This is a genomic window from Rhizobium mongolense USDA 1844, from assembly GCF_000419765.1.
Classification (GTDB): Bacteria; Pseudomonadota; Alphaproteobacteria; order Rhizobiales; family Rhizobiaceae; genus Rhizobium; species Rhizobium mongolense.
The window spans coordinates 1-18709 of the sequence record NZ_ATTQ01000038.1 but is presented as its reverse complement, the minus strand read 5'-3'; the positions used below and the strand labels follow the sequence as shown (position 1 = coordinate 18709).

Annotated in this window: 18 protein-coding genes and 3 pseudogenes; 15 read left to right on the top strand and 6 right to left on the bottom strand. The window is 57.9% G+C overall.

Features of this window, described 5'->3' with window-relative positions; translation table 11 throughout:
• Window positions 1–26 precede the first annotated feature (26 nt).
• Window positions 27–1370, bottom strand: coding sequence for an extracellular solute-binding protein (locus tag A3C3_RS0134300; RefSeq protein ID WP_022719031.1), 1344 nt, complete (start codon window positions 1368–1370; stop codon window positions 27–29).
• 780 nt (window positions 1371–2150) lie between these two features.
• On the opposite strand from A3C3_RS0134300, the gene A3C3_RS0134295 reads away from it, so the two are divergent.
• The 4 genes from A3C3_RS0134295 (at window position 2151) to A3C3_RS0134275 (ending at window position 6992) form a co-directional block, all read left to right on the top strand.
• Window positions 2151–3329 (top strand): acyltransferase family protein, encoded by a 1179-nt coding sequence (locus A3C3_RS0134295; RefSeq protein ID WP_022719030.1) that lies wholly within the window; start codon window positions 2151–2153, stop codon window positions 3327–3329.
• 3 nt (window positions 3330–3332) lie between these two features.
• Complete coding sequence (locus A3C3_RS0134290; protein WP_022719029.1) at window positions 3333–4436, top strand: glycosyltransferase family 2 protein; 1104 nt, start codon at window positions 3333–3335, stop codon at window positions 4434–4436.
• Window positions 4437–4545: 109 nt separating this feature from the next.
• Window positions 4546–6330: an ABC transporter ATP-binding protein gene (locus A3C3_RS0134285; protein ID WP_022719028.1), complete on the top strand. Its 1785-nt coding sequence runs from the start codon at window positions 4546–4548 to the stop codon at window positions 6328–6330.
• 452 nt (window positions 6331–6782) lie between these two features.
• Entirely contained in the window at window positions 6783–6992 is a 210-nt protein-coding gene (locus A3C3_RS0134275; RefSeq protein ID WP_022719026.1) for a hypothetical protein, read from the top strand.
• A 320-nt stretch (window positions 6993–7312) separates the two neighbouring features.
• On the opposite strand, the gene A3C3_RS48050 is transcribed toward A3C3_RS0134275, so the two are convergent.
• Window positions 7313–7444, bottom strand: coding sequence for a hypothetical protein (locus tag A3C3_RS48050; protein WP_022719025.1), 132 nt, complete (start codon window positions 7442–7444; stop codon window positions 7313–7315).
• 123 nt (window positions 7445–7567) lie between these two features.
• Between A3C3_RS48050 and A3C3_RS40225 the strand changes: the two genes are divergently transcribed.
• Window positions 7568–9115, top strand: coding sequence for an MFS transporter (locus A3C3_RS40225; RefSeq protein WP_022719024.1), 1548 nt, complete (start codon window positions 7568–7570; stop codon window positions 9113–9115).
• A 162-nt stretch (window positions 9116–9277) separates the two neighbouring features.
• On the opposite strand, the gene A3C3_RS0134260 is transcribed toward A3C3_RS40225, so the two are convergent.
• Window positions 9278–9490 carry a cold-shock protein gene (locus tag A3C3_RS0134260; RefSeq protein ID WP_028740242.1) on the bottom strand — a complete coding sequence of 71 codons (213 nt, stop codon included), beginning with the start codon at window positions 9488–9490 and terminating at the stop codon, window positions 9278–9280.
• Between the two features lie 415 nt (window positions 9491–9905).
• On the opposite strand from A3C3_RS0134260, the gene A3C3_RS42875 reads away from it, so the two are divergent.
• The 6 genes from A3C3_RS42875 to A3C3_RS0134230 all read left to right on the top strand — a co-directional run bounded on the left by A3C3_RS42875 (window position 9906) and on the right by A3C3_RS0134230 (window position 13078).
• Window positions 9906–10232 carry a hypothetical protein gene (locus A3C3_RS42875; protein WP_145611586.1) on the top strand — a complete coding sequence of 109 codons (327 nt, stop codon included), beginning with the start codon at window positions 9906–9908 and terminating at the stop codon, window positions 10230–10232.
• 275 nt (window positions 10233–10507) lie between these two features.
• Entirely contained in the window at window positions 10508–10726 is a 219-nt protein-coding gene (locus A3C3_RS0134250; protein ID WP_022719021.1) for a hypothetical protein, read from the top strand.
• On the top strand, window positions 10713–10958 hold the full coding sequence (locus A3C3_RS0134245) for a hypothetical protein (protein WP_022719020.1): 246 nt from the start codon (window positions 10713–10715) through the stop codon (window positions 10956–10958). Before A3C3_RS0134250 ends, A3C3_RS0134245 begins: the two co-directional genes overlap by 14 nt.
• 245 nt (window positions 10959–11203) lie before the next feature.
• Window positions 11204–11413 carry a cold-shock protein gene (locus A3C3_RS0134240; RefSeq protein WP_022719019.1) on the top strand — a complete coding sequence of 70 codons (210 nt, stop codon included), beginning with the start codon at window positions 11204–11206 and terminating at the stop codon, window positions 11411–11413.
• Window positions 11414–11601: 188 nt separating this feature from the next.
• Window positions 11602–11961: a DUF6481 family protein gene (locus tag A3C3_RS0134235; protein ID WP_022719018.1), complete on the top strand. Its 360-nt coding sequence runs from the start codon at window positions 11602–11604 to the stop codon at window positions 11959–11961.
• 82 nt (window positions 11962–12043) lie between these two features.
• Window positions 12044–13078 carry a fatty acid desaturase gene (locus A3C3_RS0134230; RefSeq protein ID WP_028740241.1) on the top strand — a complete coding sequence of 345 codons (1035 nt, stop codon included), beginning with the start codon at window positions 12044–12046 and terminating at the stop codon, window positions 13076–13078.
• Between the two features lie 134 nt (window positions 13079–13212).
• On the opposite strand, the pseudogene A3C3_RS42110 reads toward A3C3_RS0134230, so the two are convergent.
• A pseudogene (locus A3C3_RS42110) lies at window positions 13213–14485 on the bottom strand (GGDEF domain-containing protein).
• Window positions 14486–14797: 312 nt separating this feature from the next.
• Between A3C3_RS42110 and A3C3_RS0134205 the strand changes: the two are divergent.
• Window positions 14798–15577, top strand: coding sequence for a DUF1194 domain-containing protein (locus A3C3_RS0134205; protein WP_022719012.1), 780 nt, complete (start codon window positions 14798–14800; stop codon window positions 15575–15577).
• A 194-nt stretch (window positions 15578–15771) separates the two neighbouring features.
• Here the strand turns inward: A3C3_RS0134205 and A3C3_RS42105 are convergent.
• Together A3C3_RS42105 and A3C3_RS0134195 are read right to left on the bottom strand one after the other, a co-directional pair.
• Window positions 15772–16409, bottom strand: a pseudogene (locus A3C3_RS42105) (LysE family translocator).
• Between the two features lie 97 nt (window positions 16410–16506).
• On the bottom strand, window positions 16507–16794 hold the full coding sequence (locus tag A3C3_RS0134195; protein WP_167521908.1) for a helix-turn-helix domain-containing protein: 288 nt from the start codon (window positions 16792–16794) through the stop codon (window positions 16507–16509).
• A gap of 274 nt (window positions 16795–17068) precedes the next feature.
• Here A3C3_RS0134195 and A3C3_RS0134190 point away from each other — a divergent pair, with 274 nt between their 5' ends.
• From A3C3_RS0134190 to A3C3_RS48790, 3 genes and pseudogenes are all read left to right on the top strand, one after another.
• Window positions 17069–17482, top strand: a complete 414-nt coding sequence (locus A3C3_RS0134190; protein ID WP_022719010.1) for a hypothetical protein — start codon at window positions 17069–17071, stop codon at window positions 17480–17482.
• A gap of 67 nt (window positions 17483–17549) precedes the next feature.
• Complete coding sequence (locus A3C3_RS0134185) at window positions 17550–17798, top strand: hypothetical protein (RefSeq protein ID WP_022719009.1); 249 nt, start codon at window positions 17550–17552, stop codon at window positions 17796–17798.
• 627 nt (window positions 17799–18425) lie between these two features.
• A pseudogene (locus tag A3C3_RS48790) lies at window positions 18426–18709 on the top strand (YhjD/YihY/BrkB family envelope integrity protein); the annotation flags it as partial.

Below are 18709 nucleotides of genomic sequence, written 5' to 3'. Positions count from 1 at the left end.
ACCGACAGGCTCTTGTTGACGAGAACTCAGTTGAGCTTCTGACCGGCATAGGTTTTTTCAAATCGGCGCAGCACGGCGTTGCTTCGATCGGCGGCCTGGTCGAGTTCAGCCTGCACGTCGGCATTTTGCATGAAAATCGCCTCCAGCGCCGTAGAGACCTCCTTGCGGACCTGGGTGAAACCACCGAGGCGGATACCGCGCGTATTCTGCGAGGTCGGCGTGTAGGTCAGGCTGGCGATGGCGAGCTCGCGGCCCTTGTAAGGAGCCTTGTCGTAGAAGCCATTGGCCTTCATGGCTTCAAAGCCGGTCTTGGTGACCGGAATGTAGCCAGTGACCGTCGACCACCATTGCGCCATTTCCGGCGTGGCGAGGAAGTTCAGGAAAGCGGCTGCGCCCTTGTACTCGCCTTCCGGACGGCCAGCCATGACCCATAGCGAGGCGCCGCCGACCAGCGAGTTCTGTCGTTGCGTGCCTTTCCAGACCGGCAGCATCGCAACTTCCCACTTGACGCCTTCCGGCAGCGTCTTGCCAATCGTACCATGGTCAGCGATCGAGGTCTGAATCATCTGGCATGTCTGCGAGGTGAACGCGGGGACAATGTCCATCCCGAGCTGTTTCGTTTTGACGACGAACAGCTTCTCGTCGACCATTTTCTTGAAGAATTTCACATGGTCGACGAATTTGGTCTTGTTGAAGACCAGTTCGGCGTCCAGGCCCTGGTAGCCGTTGCCCTGGGTTGCGATCGGCTGGTTGTGGATGGCGGAAAATTGCTCCATCATCTGCCATGTATCGAAGTTAAAGCCGAGCGGGCAATCGAAACCCGCCGCCTTCAGCTTGCGGGCGGCTTCCTCGACCTCTTCCCAGGTTTCCGGCTTGAAGTCGATGCCGGCCTTCTGGAAAGCGTCGACATTGTAGTAGAACATGGCGGTTGAAGAGTTGAACGGGAAGGAGTTCAACTCCCCTGCAGCTGTCGCGTAATAATTGGCGATGCCGCTGAAATAGTTGGTCCAGTCGATCGTGTAGCCGTTGTCGGCCATCAGTTTCTTGGCCGGTACGAACGCTCCGGAGAGCATCATGTCGAGCGTTCCGGCGTCGTAGATCTGGGTGATCGCCGGCTGCTTCTTGGCACGATAGGCGGCAATCGTGTTCTGAAGCGTCGTGTCATAGCTGTTCTGCGAAGTGCAGACGATTTCATAGTCAGCCTGCATGTCGTTAAACTTTTTGCAGGCGTCTTGCACGCGCTCCCCGAGATCGCCCGACAGGCCGTACCAGAATTCGAATTTGGCCTTCTCTGCATGGGCCGGACCAGCGCCAAATGCGGTGGCGGCCAGGAGGGACGCCAGAGCTGATTGAAGAACAGTGAGTCTCATCGTAAATGCTCCTTGCACGGATAAGGATGACCGCTGGCGCCTTAAGTGGCCATGGTTCGTTCGCTGCTTCAGCTAGCAGTCCAATGTGACAGTCAGCGTTAACTTCCGTGAAACTTAAATGACGAAGTCCGCAATTCCGTTCACCGCGCCGAGAGCTGTTTATACGTGTGCGCGACCGAGGAATTTCAGGCCGAAAGCCGCTTGCGGCTTGCTGGCCCGGACAATCGCATCATGATGAATGGATGTGGTACAGGCGCTCGCAGATGTGATGCAAAATCGTCCTCCTTGGCAAGCGACCACCAGATGTTCCGGCCACCTGCCGCTGGTTGCTTGCCGATTGGGTTCGTCACCCTCTCGAAACTGCGTCCTTCCAGGCAGTCTTGGAACGTGCCCGGAAGGACCGTCCGCTCTCGGAGAGGCATGATGCGGCCACCCACGTGAAATGCTTGGAGCTCTTAATTGGCGGGCGCAATGGCGGCCACAGCACAGCGGCGACCGGTTGCGCCGACGTCCTTGCAGGTGGCGTCGCACCGGCTGGTTTGCCCGAGGGCATGGGTGCGCAGAACACAGTTGAAAGTCAAGGCAGCCACTACGGAACCATATCGGACTAAAGTCTGATATGGCGTCAGCGTCACAGTTTGGCCCGATTCCCCCGAATTTTTAGGAAGTGCTTTGATACTTCGATCCCCCTCATCGGGAACGGAATAATAGCAGCAGGCTGCAGCAGTGCAGCCGGGCGTTGCTTCGGCGACGAGGGGCCCACGAGACTGAGGGGGATAGATGTTTCATGCACGCGATCGGCAACTGGATGGTCTTCGGACTTTTGCCATTTCAATGGTGCTGTACGACCATTTCTTGGCAGCCGAAGGATCGGTTTTGGGCCATCTGGGCGTCCGACTGTTCTTTGTACTCAGCGGCTTCTTGATAACACGGCTTCTCTTAGAAGCGCGCTCGGCAGTCCAATATGAGCCAGGCAATGCGCTGAAATCGTTCTATCTTCGCCGCGCGCTTCGGATATTTCCCCCGTACTTCGCAGTCCTAGGCTTCGTCTGGCTTGTCGACCTTGAAGGCGCTCGGGGCAGCCTCAAATGGCACGCGCTCTATCTCTCAAATTTCTGGTATGCCCTTCGCGATGAATGGACGCCGTGGGTGTTGTGCCACACCTGGAGCCTAAGCATAGAGGAGCAGTTTTACATCGCTTGGCCGCTGGTCATCCTGTTTGCGCCGCGCCGGTTGATCGGACCGATTTGCATCGCCGTCATCACATTTTCGCTCGGGTATCGTTTCTACTGGCCACTGACGGGCACACCGTCTCTCGCGCGTGACCTTCTTCCTCCAGCATCGATGGATGCGCTCGTCGCAGGCGCGCTCCTCGCAGTCCATCGAAGCAGAACCGATGTCTGGCCACAATGGATACGGCTAAGCTGGGTTCCCTTAACTGTCGTCGCCGTCATTTTCCTCTGGCTGAAATCAGCCGCCATGCCACCGGCGCTTGAATGGCTGGCATGGATCGGTCGCGAGCTTTCTCCCCTCGTACCATTCGTATTGCTGGTTGGATGTTGTTCGTCAGGCCTGCGAGGCGCTTTCGGCCGCCTGTTGGAGCTCCCGCCGATTGTCGCCATCGGGCGCATAAGCTACGGCGTTTATCTTTTCCATCCAATTGTCCTTTCGCTGATCGTCAAGGCTCAACCCTGGATTCCGGTGAATGTCTCAGAACAGGGTCCTTCACGTTTTGTGATTGGAACAACAGCCACCTTGATGGTCGCTTCAATCTCTTGGCTAGCTTTCGAAAGACCGCTCAACCAGCTCAAACGCTACTTTCCCTACGTCCGCTCCGGAAGCTTCGCCTACCTTCCGTCGTCTATCAAGCAAAGTGAGGCCGGGGGACGGGAATATGATGCTTCAGCCTATCGCCGCAACTATGCCAATCGCGGCATTTCCGATGAACATGCGAGCTGAACGATGTCTGTTCCATTGATCTCTGTTGTGCTGCCTGTCTATAACGGCGAACCTTACGTTGCTGCAGCGCTGGAAAGCATTCTGCGCCAGGACTACGGGCGCTTTGAAGTGATTGCACTTGACGACGGTTCGACCGATCGATCATTGAGTATTCTCCAACGGTATCGAAACGTCGACGATCGCGTGCGCATCGTTTCGCGGGAGAACCGCGGGCTCGTTGCCACCTTGAATGAGGGCATCGCCCTGGCGAGGGGCGATCTGATCGCCAGGATGGATGCAGACGACATTTCCTATCCGTCCCGCTTTTCACGCCAGGTGGCACTTTTTGCCGAGCAGCCCCAGCTCGCCATGAGTGGAACGGGCATCGATCAGCTTCTCGGTAATCGCGTGGTGCGCGGCAAGCCAAATCCGATCTATCAGTCCGGGGATTGGCACATACTGTCGCTGTTCTTTACGATCTTCTTGCACTCGACCGTGATGTTTAACCGAAGGGTCGTTCCCGAAGACATGCTGGTATATGACGCCGGTTATGTGCATGCGGAGGATTTCGATCTTTTCAGGCGAATCGCACGAGAGTTTCCCGCGGCAATGATCGATGACAGCCTGGTCGCCTATCGTATTCACTCCGACAGTGTCACGAGCAGACATAAGCAGCAAATGCGTCGAACCCATCTGAAGATCGTTGCAGAGAACCTCGAGCGGCTATCTCTTAACGATGACCCCGACGCTCTCCATGACATCGGCGCAGCCGTCACACTGGACACGGTACGCCGTGTGGCAGATTGCATTCTCACGCTGGAAAGAAAAATTGCCAAGCAAGCCGCGCCGGCGTCCTCCAGCTATGCGGACGGAGCCTTGTGTTTCTTCTATTTCCTCTATCAGCTCATTGCCGATGAGCAGCGTCCCGAACTAACCCATGAGTTTCTCACGCGAACCGGAAAGTGGCAGGTCATTCGACGGCGGGAGCGATATGGACTTCGCTCCGCCGTTCATGCCCCGTGGTTGTGCCGCTTTTCAGACGGGGCCACCCGGCGAGCGGATGCGCTGGCGCGTTACTGCCAGTCGGTGCCGGTCAAAATGGTCCCGCCGCTTCAAGGGCTCGCATAGTGGCGGGGGGTGCTGCCGCGCTTGCACCTCCTGTCAGCTTCGCACGACGGGAGCTGTCAGAGGTAAACCCGATCGACCAGATAACTCGTCTGCTGAGGTCACAACCACCATGCTAGAATTCATTGTGTCGAGCTTTCGGCTATTGCGTCAGGCGCTGGGCAAAAAGATCGGCCTCATTGCGGTTGTCGTCGTGCTTGGTCTCGGCAGCGCTGTCCTTGAAGGCACTGGCATTGGCCTTATTATTCCCATGCTCGGCATCATTGCCGGCGAGAAGGATCCCTCGGGAATGGCCGGGTTCTCGGCCGTCTTCCAGCAAGTGGGCGCTGGCATGGATGACCGCGCAAGGCTGATCGCGATCGCTGCCGCCATCCTTGCATTGATCACGCTGAAGAATGTGCTGGCGTTCGCCAACGCCGTGCTTGCCAATTTCATCTACGGCAAAGCCGGCCATGCGATCCGCAGCTCGCTTGCGGGGCAGCTTTTGACGATCGGATACTCGTTTTTTCTCCAGCAAAGCCCCGGGCGACTGCTCAATATCATCTCCAACGAATCCTGGCGGGCTTCGGATGCGATACAAACTATGCTTGCTTCGATCGTGTCCGCCTCGGCCGTCGTCATTTTGCTCGCCTTTCTGCTGCTTCTTTCATGGCAGATGACACTGTGTGTTGCATTGGGGCTTGTTCTGATCCAGGCCATTCATGCGATCTTGTCAGCCAGTCTGAAAGCCCCGAGCCGCAATGTCACTTCGTTCAACGGTGAGCTTGCCGCCAGGATGCTTCATCTCGTGCATGCCGGACGGCTGATTCGTGCATTCGGACAGGAGCAGAGAGAAAAAGCAGTCTTTGGTTTCGCTTCAGATGCCGTACGAAAAGCGGGTTTCGTCCTCCAATCCCGCCAGGCTGCACTGCCGCCGCTGACTGAGACGCTTCATTCGGGTCTGTTTCTAGCAGTCGTCGTCGGCGCCTGGCTTTGGGGAGTGAGTTTTCCGATTATCGTGGCTTTCGTGGTCCTACTCTATCGGCTCCAGCCCCACGTCCGTTCACTGCAAATGGCATGGAGCCAAGTGCAGAGCTGGAGCGGCTCCTTGGAAGAGGTCAGATGGCTTCTGGATTCGTCTGACAAGCCGCCGCCGCCTGCAGGCGCCGGCCAGCTTCATGCGCCTGTTCAGCGGATCAAATTTGATCGCGTGACTTTCAAATATCCGGGGTCTGGCTCGCGACCCGTCGTGCTGCGCGCCGCGACTTTCGAAATTCGCCAAGGTCGTTCGACGGCCATTATCGGACGGTCGGGTGCTGGAAAAACGACGATTGTCAATCTTCTGTGTCGATTTGTGGAGCCCGATGAAGGGGACATTCTTGCCGATGGCACCCCTCTTAACCAAATCGATCCCGTCCTGTGGCGAAGGCAAATTGCGCTCGCCAGCCAGGACCTTGAGCTGATTGACGGCACTATTCTCCAGAATATTACCTATGGTCACAACGCCTCGTTGGCCGAGGCGGAGAGCGCAGCCAAGCTTGCCGAGGCGCATGAATTCATCGAGAAGCTTCCTGACGGATATGAGACGATCGTCGGCTATAGGGGAGCCAGCCTTTCGGCCGGTCAACGGCAGCGGATCGCGCTGGCAAGGGCCCTCGTGCGCGATCCGGAAATCCTCATCCTGGACGAGGCCACGAACGCCATGGACGGATTGTCTGAAGCAGCGATCGTGGAGACCTTGAAATCAAGAGCTGGTCGTCGTGCGACGATCGTCATCAGCCATCACCGCAGCACGATCTCATTTTGCGACGACGTCGTGATCCTTGATGGCGGCCGCGTCAGGAACCAGACCCCGTTTGCCGAAATCGCGACTTTAAGCATGGACCAGCTCTACGAGCACGCAACGCTCTCTTCCTAAGGGCAGGAAGGCTTCGGCGATTGATTGCGCATGATTGTCAGTCGTTTTCGCATTGCCTTCGCCGCAAGCATGGTCCTTTCCGATATCGATGCGTCCTGACTGTGTCCGAGTCGCTGAACGCGTTGAACGATGATCTGCTCCAGCGCCAGTCGAACGCCGCGAGCCACCGCCCGGTCCGCTGTGACGCGCCATGCTCCGGTCATCCGAAGTTGTTATCCCGCTAACATTTTCGGTTGACCCCATTAGCCTACGCCCTAGCTGAGGGTTGAGGGCATCAAAGTGAAGAAGATGGGAGTGCCCTTCGAAGGATCATTTCTGATGCGCGAACAATGGCTCGGGCGTCAAGCTCGTCCTCAAGGAGACTGCCGCCCTTCGCGACGAAAAGGAACGAACGCCAACGTGCCGCCCGACGGGCAAGGCTTCAAGAGGAGCGGCTATTAGCGGAGATCAACATGCCACAGCTTGAAAGAATTCCCCGTGTCGTGCCCCACGACGAACATGTCGTCACTGCAAGAGAAGCTCTTGAGGGGCTCTATCTGAAGCTTGAGCAGGAAGCTGAAGTGCGTCTGATCGCGGCCGCGCTTCGAGCGGGCTGGTCTGCCGAAGAGGCGTTGGATGCCATCGACCAGTTGCGCCAGGAAGACATGCATTCGATGCATTAACGCGACCTCGCACGTGCACGCACCCGACAAGTCGGTCGAGCAAGGCGCTCGCGCTCTGGTTTGCCGCAGCCGTGGTCGTCTGTCTGGTTTTCGGACTGCTGCTCACATTCACGGTGAACGTGCCTATGAACGAGACGTTAGCCGCGACGGCCGTTCCTCCATGACATCGAGACCGCAAGAAATATCTGGCGGGACTATTCGAAGCGATGGCAGTTTTGGAGCCAGGTGAGAGAATAGTCTTGGCGCTTGCGGCCTTTGGGGTGGCAAGGTTGTAATCGGAGTACCAGGCCTGAATGACCGCCTAGAGTAGACGGCGAACGTCACCGTCGGGAGAGGAGGGCGAGCACCGCTGCCGTCGGCATTGTCTTGTCCAGCCCTCCGTCGGTCCTGCGCGCGTCAGCATTTGTGAGGTGAAACTCGTCAAACCAATAGCCGTTGAAAGTCTGGCTCAACCCTGCTCTCCGGTCTGCGCGGGACGTTTATTGCGGTTCGGTAGACTTATGGGCAGTTGGCGCTGGTTGCCAAAATCTCGAGGGGAGGCGAGATTTGCAAACTCATAACTCGGGAGGCAGCCTGTGCAGGAACATCTTGCAGAAAAAACCCAGTCCACCGCCGGCAGCCGCGAATGGACCGGCCTCTATGTTCTATCGATCGCCTGCCTTATCTATTCGATGGATTTGTCCGTCCTGTTTCTCGCGATGCCGGCGATTGTCTCAGATCTCGATCCATCCGCATCAGAACTGCTCTGGATAAACGATATCTACGGCTTCATGGTCTCGGGATTTTTGGTGACCATGGGCACACTTGGAGATCGGATAGGACGAAGGCGGGTGCTGCTCATCGGTGCTTTCGCCTTCGCCGTCGCGTCCTCGTTTGCGGCGGCAGCCAGCACCCCTCAACAATTGATCATTGCACGTGCTCTGCTTGGTGTCGCCGGTGCCACGATCGCTCCTTCCACATTGTCACTTGTGGTCAACCTTTTCCAGGACGAGGCCGAGCGCAACCGGGCAATCAGTATATGGGGTACGGCCTTCGCCCTTGGTGGCCTCGTTGGCCCGCTCTTAGGAGGCGCGTTGCTGGAGTATTTCCATTGGGGGTCGGTTTTCCTGATCAATATTCCTGCCATGATGGCCTTGCTGATCGCAGCTCCCTTTCTCCTGCCGGAGTACAGAAATGACGAGGGCGGCAAAATCGATCTTCCGAGTGTCTTGTTGTCCCTTGCAACCGTTCTGCCGATCATCTACGGCTTCAAACATATGGCCGCCGATGGTTTCAAACCGGGCCAGCTGCTTCCAATCGTTGTTGGCTTTTTGGTCGGCATCGTGTTCGTGCGCCGCCAGAAGCGTCTTGTTCACCCCTTGATCGATCTTGGTCTCTTTGGTGTTCCGTCCTTCACGGCTTCGCTGATGGTCAATCTCGCCGGTGTATTTTTCGTCTTCGGTATTTTCCTGTTCCAGAACCTTTTTCTGCAGCTGGTGCTCGGGCTTTCGCCGCTGGGAGCGGCGTTGTGGTCGGTGCCATCGGCGCTTGTCTTTACCGTTATGTCTTTTCAGGCCTATCGCTTCACCAACCGATTTGGTCCGGTCGATACCGTGATCGGGGGTCTGATCGTCAATGCGGTCGGAACAACTGCCATGGCGGCTGCGGCATACGCTGAAAGTCTCATTGGAATCCTGATGGCAAGCATGCTTATTGGACTCGGCTTCGTGCCGGTTATCCTCACGACAACGGGGCTGATCGTCAGCACCGCGCCGCCCGAACGTGCTGGATCTGCCTCTGCCATTTCGGAAACCAGTGCGGAATTCGGCGGCGCGCTCGGTATCGCCTTGCTCGGCAGTCTTGGAACGCTGGTCTATCGCATGACGATGGATCAAGTGAACTTAAGCGGTTTCAACGAGGCACAGGTCGTGGCGATCTCCGCGACGCTCGCCGGAGCGGTGGAGATCGCAAGGACACTGGGCGAATCGGCGGAGCTTCCATGGCTCGAGGCGGCGAAACGCGGCTTCGCGCTCGGTTTTGCTGCCTGCTGCGCCCTGGCCTCGGTTACGCTGCTGATTTTGGCCGCCGTCGCTCGCAACGTGTATGCAAGCGGGGCTATCGATGAAAACGACGCGCCGCGCTAGGCGGTTAGAACTGGTCGCTCAAGGTCGCAGCCGCCAGTGAAGCAAGCAATACGATCCGGCGATTTGCTTTGGCATTGCACGCCTCGCTTCGGCCGCAGGCGATGCTGGCGCACGGGGCACCGTTCGAGCCACAACGCTGTTTGCTGGGGTGCCTTTCTTCCTTTATCTAAGCACCTTCAGGTTCTCGGCGGACGATTTGCCTGACCGGCTATCCTGGACGATCTCGTAGCTGATCTTCTGGCCTTCGCTCAAGTTGGTAAGACCCGACCGCTGGACGGCGGAAATATGAACGAACGTGTCGGTTGAGCCATCATCGGGCTGGATGAAGCCAAAGCCCTTGGTCTGGTTGAAGAACTTCACTGTCCCCGTCGGCATTTTCCGGATCCTCATCTTTGGAAACTCATTCAAATACATTGGAAGAACGCTCATGCGATGACAAGTGGCAACTTCAGTCCGTCCGGTTGTCGAAGTCCCTTTCTGCTGAGATCGCCTGCCGGTACCGACGACCTACGGAGTTCGCGCTTCCCACCCACCTGATGCTAGCGTCTCACTTGGGGAGCACGCCGCATGACGGAGTGCTCGCGAGCCGTAGTGACGCAAGGCGATCGTATCGCCGGCGGCGGCAGACCTCCACGAAAAATCCCGGCTGCATCAGGCATCGTCGGGACTAGGTGCGGCCATTTGCCAACCCGCTGCGGCTAGCCCGGACTACCTCATGTTGGTGAGTCGACACATAGCCCGCTATAAAAGGATCGTGGCGTGGTTGGCTCTGTACGAATGGGAGTTCTTCATGAGCATCGAAAGCCGTCGGGTGGCTGTTACAAAAGCATTCGGGCGTGCGCGCAGGCTCGGACTCGAAATTGATGCCGATCCAGCCTTTCATGCCTTGATCGAATGCTGGGTCACGGGTGAATTGACCATGCCACAAGCTCGCGAGCGGTATCTCGCAGTGCTGAAAGAGCGGGAACAGTCCCGTCGCGATCGAGGACTATCTAACCGTCCGGATCCTGCGGTGCCCGAAGAAGAGGCAAAGCTCTCGACAGGAGAAGTGGGAGCCGGGGACGAACCAAGTCTGCAGAGGGTGCGAAAACGACGCCGGACGCGAAAGCCCGAATGATTGCCTTCGTGTACTCCGGCCAATGACGTTATGAAGGGCCGTGGTGGTTGGCGCCGGAGGTGCTTGTTGCGAAGATAGGCTGTGGCGGCGCCTTGAAAGGGGCGGCCCGCGTCACCATGTCATGGTTACGTTTTCAGACTCTCGGGTTCCTGATCTCGCCGGCTCGGCCGGCTGCTTGGCTATCCGAGAACTGCGAACGTCTCGAATTCCGCTCTGGCGGAAGATAACTGCGCTGAACGCTATTGCCTCGCGCATCCACGTTTTAGGATACCTTTATGATAGACACGACCCGCCACACGGCGGAGAGCCTGTTCCGGCGCGCTGCGCCGGAAGGTTCGAATGCTGCCAAGCTGCAGGACATACGCGCCAGGCAGATCCTCAGAATGAGAGAACGCAGGCCCGTTGAAAGGCAGCAGCGGCTCGAAAATCGCACAAGGAGCGCCAACCTCCTGACGCTGTTTGCCCGTAAGGAGCCCACGCATGGCGCCGTTTGATTATAGTGCTGCTGCAGGACTTTATCCCTGTAAGACGGTAAGGAGAACGAGCCACCTTCGATACAAAAGGTTTGATTCGGCCGCTGAAGCACTCCGCTTTGCGATCGAGGACATGCCCGCCTCGATGCTTCGCGGTTCCGTTCTGGAAGTTGAGGAAGCCCGCTTCGATGGCCTGCAGATGCAGAAGTTTTACGAGGCCGATGCATATCCTCTGCCCAGGCGGAAGAACTGAAGCGCGTATGATGCCCTCAACCTGCTTGGCGCGAGTATTCTATCAGAAGTAGCATCACCTTTAGGTGCCAAAACAAGAAGTTGACGTGACGATCAAAGCGTCTATACTCGCACCATCGATACTTTGTTTGCCGATATTTGTTTTTGCTGCGCCTCGCGCTTCGTGACGAACTTCCCTCTCTCAAAAGTCGAAAACCCGCTGCGCTTCGCCCAGCGGTGAACAATGTTGCTAAGAAAGGGTTCGTTATGACGACCGGCACGGTTAAATGGTTCAATTCCACCAAAGGTTTCGGCTTCATCCAGCCTGATGACGGCAGCGCCGATGTGTTTGTTCATATTTCGGCTGTCGAACGTGCAGGGATGAATTCGATCGTCGAAGGCCAGAAGCTCGGTTTCGAGCTCGAGCGCGACAGCAAGTCGGGCAAGATGTCTGCCAGCCAGCTCAAGGCCGCCTGAGTTTTTGCCGCCGATGACCGCGGATGTACCGGTACGGCGGCACGAAGCTTCAAGGGGCCAGGCTCGCGTCTGGCCTCTTTCCGTTCCGAGGCTCCTTCTCAGGAGTGCACGATACCAGCGCACCACCGGCCTTCATTGGCCGCATTCATTCCACGCATGCTACCTTACGAGATCCAAAGGAATATCTGTTGAGACGACCCACCGACAACGGCTTTACCGAGCGCCGCAATGCTGCGGCTGAGGCCAAACGAGAGCTTCTGGCGAAGTTTGCCTCTTCCCCGAAATCGGCCGATCCCGCCATGCAGGAGCGACTTGCCGCGCGTGATGCGGTGACCCAGGCCCGTGAGCTACGTCGCGCCGAACGGGAAGCATTGAAGGCGGCACAGAACCGGCGAATTCTTGCCGACGCAGCGGCCGAGGAAAAGGCAGAAGCCGAATCTCGTCAGGCAGAAATTGCCGATCAGATTTCACGCGCCGCGGCCGCCGAAGCCGCACGCAAGGCCGAACGCGATCGCCGTTATGCCGCACGCAAGGCTCGTCAAGCCTGACGCTCCAACCATTGCGTTTATAGGCGCAAACAGGTCATGCGCGCACAGAGGGTGCAAGATGCGCGAACAGGAACTGCTTTTGATGAATGCAAATGTCTATACACCTGTCTCAGTTGCTGAAGACAATGTCGCTGCTTGGTTGAAAACCCTGGCGAAATACCGTCAGCCGTGGGTTCGGCGCAGCGCCTTCGAGCTGATTGTCACCGTCATCCCGTTCGCAGGGTGCTGGGCTGTCGCCTATTTTTCCCTCGCTTACGGATTCTTGTACGGGCTGGCCGCAGTCATTCCGGCTGCAGCCTTCCTGCTGCGCCTGTTTATGATCCAGCACGACTGCGGCCATGGCTCGTTCTTCGCCCGTCGCGGCATCGACGATTGGACAGGGCGTGTGATCGGCGTGCTTACGCTGACCCCTTACGATTACTGGCGCCGTGCGCACGCCGCCCATCATGCATCGGCTGGCAATCTGGACGAGCGGGGTGTTGGCGACATCACGACCCTGACGGTTGCAGAATACCGTGCCCTTTCGCCCATGAGACGGCTTGGCTATCGCCTCTACCGGCACCCACTCGTGATGTTCGGCATCGGCCCGGCCTGGCTCTTCCTCTTCAAGCAGCGCCTGCCAATCGGAATGATGAATTCCGGAGCGCTTCCCTGGGTATCGACAATGGGCACAAACCTTGCTGTCGTCACACTCGCAGGCTTGATGATGTGGATTGTGGGGGTCTGGCCGTTCCTGCTGATCCACCTGCCGATCGTGCTGGTGTCGGGTGCGGCCGGCATATGGCTCTTCTACGTCCAGCATCAGTTCGAGGATACGCACTGGTCAACGGGCGACGACTGGCGGTTTCCGAAAGCTGCCCTTCACGGTGCGTCCCATTACGACTTGCCGCTGGTGCTGCGATGGATGACCGGCAACATCGGCATCCACCACGTCCATCACCTGTCGAGCCGCATACCCTATTACAGGCTGCCCGAAGTGCTGCGCGATTATCCGCAACTTGCCGGAATCGGGCGCATTACACTTTGGCAAAGCCTGCAATGCGTCAGGCTTGTGCTATGGGATGATCGACGCCAGAAACTCGTTTCATTCCGTGACGCCGCGACAGCGGCGGCTTAGTCCCGGCACGCGGAATCGGGCTCGGTTCCCGGTGGAGCGGCCGCGGCTGTCTCTAAAACCAGCGTGACCGGCGAAGACGAGACTATGATTGAGCACACTGACCGAGCCTCCACTCCGTATCGGGACAGGCGAGATTAGATGCTCGATGAAACCGGTCCGTGGAGCACCACGCGATTGCGACCGGCCTGTTTCGCGCGGTAAAGCGCCGCATCGGCCTGACGCTGAAGCTGCTCAGGCGATGCCGTCTCTGCGGCTGGAGCCTGTACCGCCACTCCAATGCTCAGGGTGACGTGACGGGAGACGCGCGATCCAGGATTGGGAAAGGTGCCGGCTTCGACGCTCTTGCGAATTTGTTCAGCCACAGTGATGGCTCCGCGCGCGTCCACCCCTGGAAGCAGAACAAGGAACTCTTCGCCACCGTAGCGCACATGGTCCCGATCGCGCCTCACGGCAGTCCTGGATAATATCGGCAACCTCGACGAGACAGCGATCGCCCTCGGCATGGCCGAGACGATCATTCAGGTTCTTGAACTCATCGATATCGCACATCAGCATGGCTGCGCCTGCAGGGCATTTGGTGCCGCCGCCCCAGAGGTGATCGAGTGTTTCCATCATCCAGCGCCGGTTTGCGATCCCGGTTAGGGGATCGGTTCTTGCGAGGTGCTCAAGTCTGCCATTTGCGTCGGCCAGTTCGGCGACACGGCTGCGGTCTCGAAGCTCAAGAAGGAAAGTCTTCTGGGCAAGAATCGCGTCATGGTCCGTCTGGCAACGACCGTTGCAATGATACCACTGGCAAAAAACAGCGTCGCCGCCACGGCGCTCCCGATTTCAAGACTCGGGTTCAGCAACTGAAAAACGAGATAAAGGCCGAGCGCCAAAACGGCGATCGTCACCGTCCAAGCCAATGGTATGCCAAAGATGATGATGGCTGTAATTGCCACGAACAGCATGATGTTCAAGTGCCGCTGGTAGAACTCGCCACCCGCGCTGACGCCCACCACTGCGATCGACAAGAGAATGAGGAACATGCCGGCAATCAGCGAAAGCCCTTGGAGCCAGGGCGCGCGCGGCCTTTGCCAAGCAACGGCGACGGCCATGGCGACTGCCGCTGCTCGGCGGGAGCATCGGCAGGGTGACGGCTATTGGAAGCATCAACAGGTTGAGCGACAACGTCAGCACATCCAACAAAGCCACCCGTATCATCCAGGCGCGAACGATCTTGGCCGTTCGCGACCAGGAGCGCTCCCAAAACAGGCGACGAAGCTCGCCTTTGAGACGGATGTCACGTGTACGGCGTGTGAGAAGCCGTTCAACTTCCGCCATGGCAGCTGGGTCCTGCACGTGAAGCGGCACCTGTTTGGACGTATTCAACGAACCGATGGGAACTGCATTCTCCTGGACATCCATTTGAACCCAACTAGCGGAATATCTGTCGCAGGCAAGCATGGCAGGGCGCCCTGAAAATGGATTGCCATGATCGCAACCATTTTCGTGTTCAGCCGCAGATTCGTACAATCAGTGCCGCTCTACACCCGACAACTCGGCGGTTCGTGTCGATCCCGGTCGTCTAGATCGGGACTGATCACGCGCCGGACGCCCACGACAGAGCCAGATTTCCCTCTCTCACTGAAAGTTGAAGGGACGCAGGCAGCCGAGGGTCGTTCTCGGACCAAGCTGTGTTACAGTTCTTTACGTGAATAACGCAGTGATTGGTTGACGATGTTTACGACGCTCGCGGTGCTCATCAGCCTCTCAGGTCTCGCCTCGACAGTGGCGCAAGCTTCGCAAGGCGAGGTCGATGTCGAGCTTGTCCTTGCTGTCGATACCTCACGGTCCATGGATTATGAGGAAGTTCGCATCCAGCGTGAGGGCTATATCGAAGCGCTCAAGCACACGGAATTCATCGACGCGGTGAAGAGCGGTCTCACCGGCCGCATCGTCATCAGCTATTTTGAATGGGCAGGCTATGTTGTGCCCGATTCCGTGATCGAGTGGCAGGTAATTGAGACGCAGCAGGATGCGATCGATTTCGCCGACAAGCTGGAAGCGCGACCGATCAGCACGCAGCGTCGTACATCGATCTCCGCTGCGATAGCCCAAGGCGCCACAATGATCGTCTCCAGCCCCTATGACGGCATGAGGAAGGTGATCGATGTTTCCGGGGACGGGCCAAACAATTCCGGCGATCCGGTCATATCCACCCGGGACAAGGCGTTAAGGGCAGGCATCGTCATCAACGGTCTCGCGATTATGCTGAGACCTGCCGAGGCTCCGAGCGGGCTCGACAAATATTATGCGGATTGCGTAATCGGCGGCCCCGGATCCTTCGTGCTGCCGGTTCGAAAGATCGAGGATTTCGCCGTTGCTGTGCGCCGTAAGCTGGTCATGGAGATCAGTGGCCTTACCCCGTCGGCGGCGATTCAAAAAATTGCCGGCGACATACCGGCTACCGACTGCATGATCGGCGAGAAGCAGTGGCAGGATCTGTTCAACCGCTGAGTTTCACTGTTCTACCATCCCGTTTCCGTTCGGTTCTTGCAACTGCGTCTCTCAGTCCGCTGGCTCTACCGGGTGACCGGTTCTTCGGTCGGCGACAAAGAGCCCGTGACGGCGGTGCTCACCAAAATGCGCTTTAGGCAACTTGCTGAACGCCGGCTATTTATTGAATGAACCCGTCGCCGACGCTCTATTATCTATCGCGCAGCCCTCATGCCTTCTATCAAGAGCTTCACGCCGAGCGCCCCTACGCCGGCCCCTGCTGCCCGGTCGATCCATTGCTTGGAATGCAGGTAAGCGGAACGCGGCTTTCTGGACGAGAAAGCGAAAGCGACAATCGCGTACCAGACTAATTCGATGCAGAAGAGCAAAGGCGGCAGGACGATCAGCATCCAAAAGGGTGGGGACGCCGGAAGCATCGCCGCAAACATCGACGCATAAAAGATGGCGGTTTTCGGATTCGCGAGCTGTACCAAAAGCGCTCGGACAAAGGCTCTCCGCGATGAGCCTTGATGTGTCGGCATGTCGTTGGCGATCTGGACAGGGTTGGCGGCGCCGCGCCAGATCTTGATCCCAATCCACAACAGATAGGCGCCGCCTGCGAGGCGGAGCGAGATATCGAGCCAAGCGACCTGCATCAAAAGCGCGGTCAGACCAGCGACAGCTATGGACGCGGGATGAACCCACCGACGCTCATTCCAAGTGCGGCCGCCAGCCCATCTGTACGCTCGCCTGAAACCGCGATGCGGGAGACCACGACGAAACTAGGTCCTGGGCTCATTGCTCCGAGCAAAAAAACACCGAGAATGGAAAAGATTGTTGCGATCTCTGACAAAACGCTCTCCCTGATCGAAGCAGGTTGCTGTTGAACGCGCAGCACCTCAAAAAATCTGAAGCAGTGATATTAGCGCTCACATCTGGTCGGCAGAAGATCAATGTCCGTCGCTCGGTGTGATCCCGCATGATCTCAGTATTGCCCTGCGCAGGCCTTGCTCGTCACCAAAGCCGACCAGTTTCGCAACCGCGTTCATCGGCAACCGGCCCTCTTCCAAGGCGCGCCTGGCGGCTTCGAGCCTGATTTGTGAAACAAATTTCGCCGGCGTCTGACCGAAATGGACGCTGAACTTGCGTGCGAACGTTCTCGGCGACATCGAAGCCTTGCGCGCCAGCGCTTCCACCGAAAGATCGCCATCAAGGTTGTCGGAGATCCACGCGATCAATTCAAAGAATTGCCCATCCGCGCGCAGTTGAGCCGCAAATGCGCTGCTGAATTGCAAACCACTTCGGACACGTTCTACAAGCTAGCCGTTGGAAGGCTATCGCACTGTTGATGAAGTCGCTGCGAAGTGATCGAAGCTTCGTGGGCCATCTGGACTGCGCACCTAGACGCTCCGTCATCCAGCAACTCGACTGCGAGGTCCACAGGCTAGTGCGCTTGAACGCAGGACCGGCTGCTCCAGTTAACGTGGAAAGACCGCATCACGGAGACCGCCCATGCCGCCTCGCAAACGAACCGACACCGCGTCCTTGGTTGCCAAAGGTGCCAAGATCGGCGAGCCCGTCCCCAAGGCGATTGTCGACACCAACACCGCCGCGGTAGGCATTCCGCGTCAGCCGGACTATGATCCTCGCGAAGAAATCAGCGCCCTGCGCAAGCAGATGGAGGCGTTGGGGCAGCAGATTTCCGACGCCGCGCAATCCGTAAAGGGTGGCGCAAGACAAGCCGCACGTCAGACTGAAGCAACGGTCAAGCTCTATCCTGTTTCATCACTCCTGGTCGCGGCGGCGGTCGCCGGTGCTTTTGCCTTTGCGATCGCCGGCCTTCGATCATCGACGCCTCGCTCACGCTACGACCGGGCGCTCGACGAAGTCCGCGATCTCTACGACCGTATCCGCGATCGTCTTTAGTCACACATAGGGATTGCCTGTTGATCGATTCTCCCTCACGCTGCGTCATGCAAGCGAGAGGGCACGCATGCTCGAAGTCATTATACTCAGCAGCCTGGACATCGTCGTCCGGACAGAACGCTTGGTCGAAAAGGCGAGAAGGCTGATCGGAAGTGGAAGTCTCGACGACGTTGAGGCATATCGAATTCACACGGAGATCGAGCGCCTTACGGACCTCGTCTTCATCATGGACGACGCAGCGCGGTTGCTCCGCCGGACGTTCGAGCAACGTCCAGAGATGGCTCGTCTGTATCCGGCTCATGTGACCCTGCAGTAGAACCGCCACGCCTCCGATTGGACGCACGCTTCTGTGCTCATTCTGGCGCCTCTGGTGCCGTCAAGCCGCCTCCTGGAAAAGTGGCTCGGTGACAATGCTTCCGCGGCACCGGAAAAGTCCCATCCGATCTCAAAGAGGGTCGCAGGCGCGAGGTTTCACGAACCATATCACCGGAGAGGAACAAACCTTTCAATTGATGGTTCATGAGATGCGGCAGGCGCCGTCGCCATGAAACTGAAACACGAACATCTTGGCGAAGCCGCCGACGCGGAGAAAAACACGGTTGCGGCCCGGCTGTATTCGATGATGGATCAAGGCCGAAGATTGTATCCGACGTCTCTAACAGGGCTGTTTCAGTCGCGTCCGACGTTCATGATGCTTCCAAGGTCGGGTGGTCGAGGGGCGGACAATCTTAGGATGAGCAAGGGGAACCGCGATCACGGTGAGAAGCGTGGCCAACCGCATTACCCTGCTGAAATGGAATTACCTATGCTCAGTCGTCCGCACATTAAGCTGTCGAGCGTCGCCACCCTCCTTGTCGTGGTGGGCGGTGTACTCGTCGCACTGAAGGGCACGCATGGAGACACGCCAGACGGATCAGTGGAAACTGAGCTCGAGGCTGGTCGAGGAAGGGACGCAAGCGTCCCCGAGGCGATACCTGTGAAGGGCCTGCGCGATGTCTTTTGGCGGGTGGTTCACGAAGTCATCGATGATCGTGTGACACTCATNGCAGCCGGAGTGACGTTCTACCTGTTGTTGGGTCTGTTCCCCTCGCTGTCGGCACTCGTCGCGCTTTACGGGCTGATTGCAGATCCGGCCACCATGGCTGGCCACCTCCGGGAACTGTCAGGACTGCTTCCGCCGGGCGCGTTCGATCTCATCGCCGATCGCATCAAGAGCCTCGCCGAAAG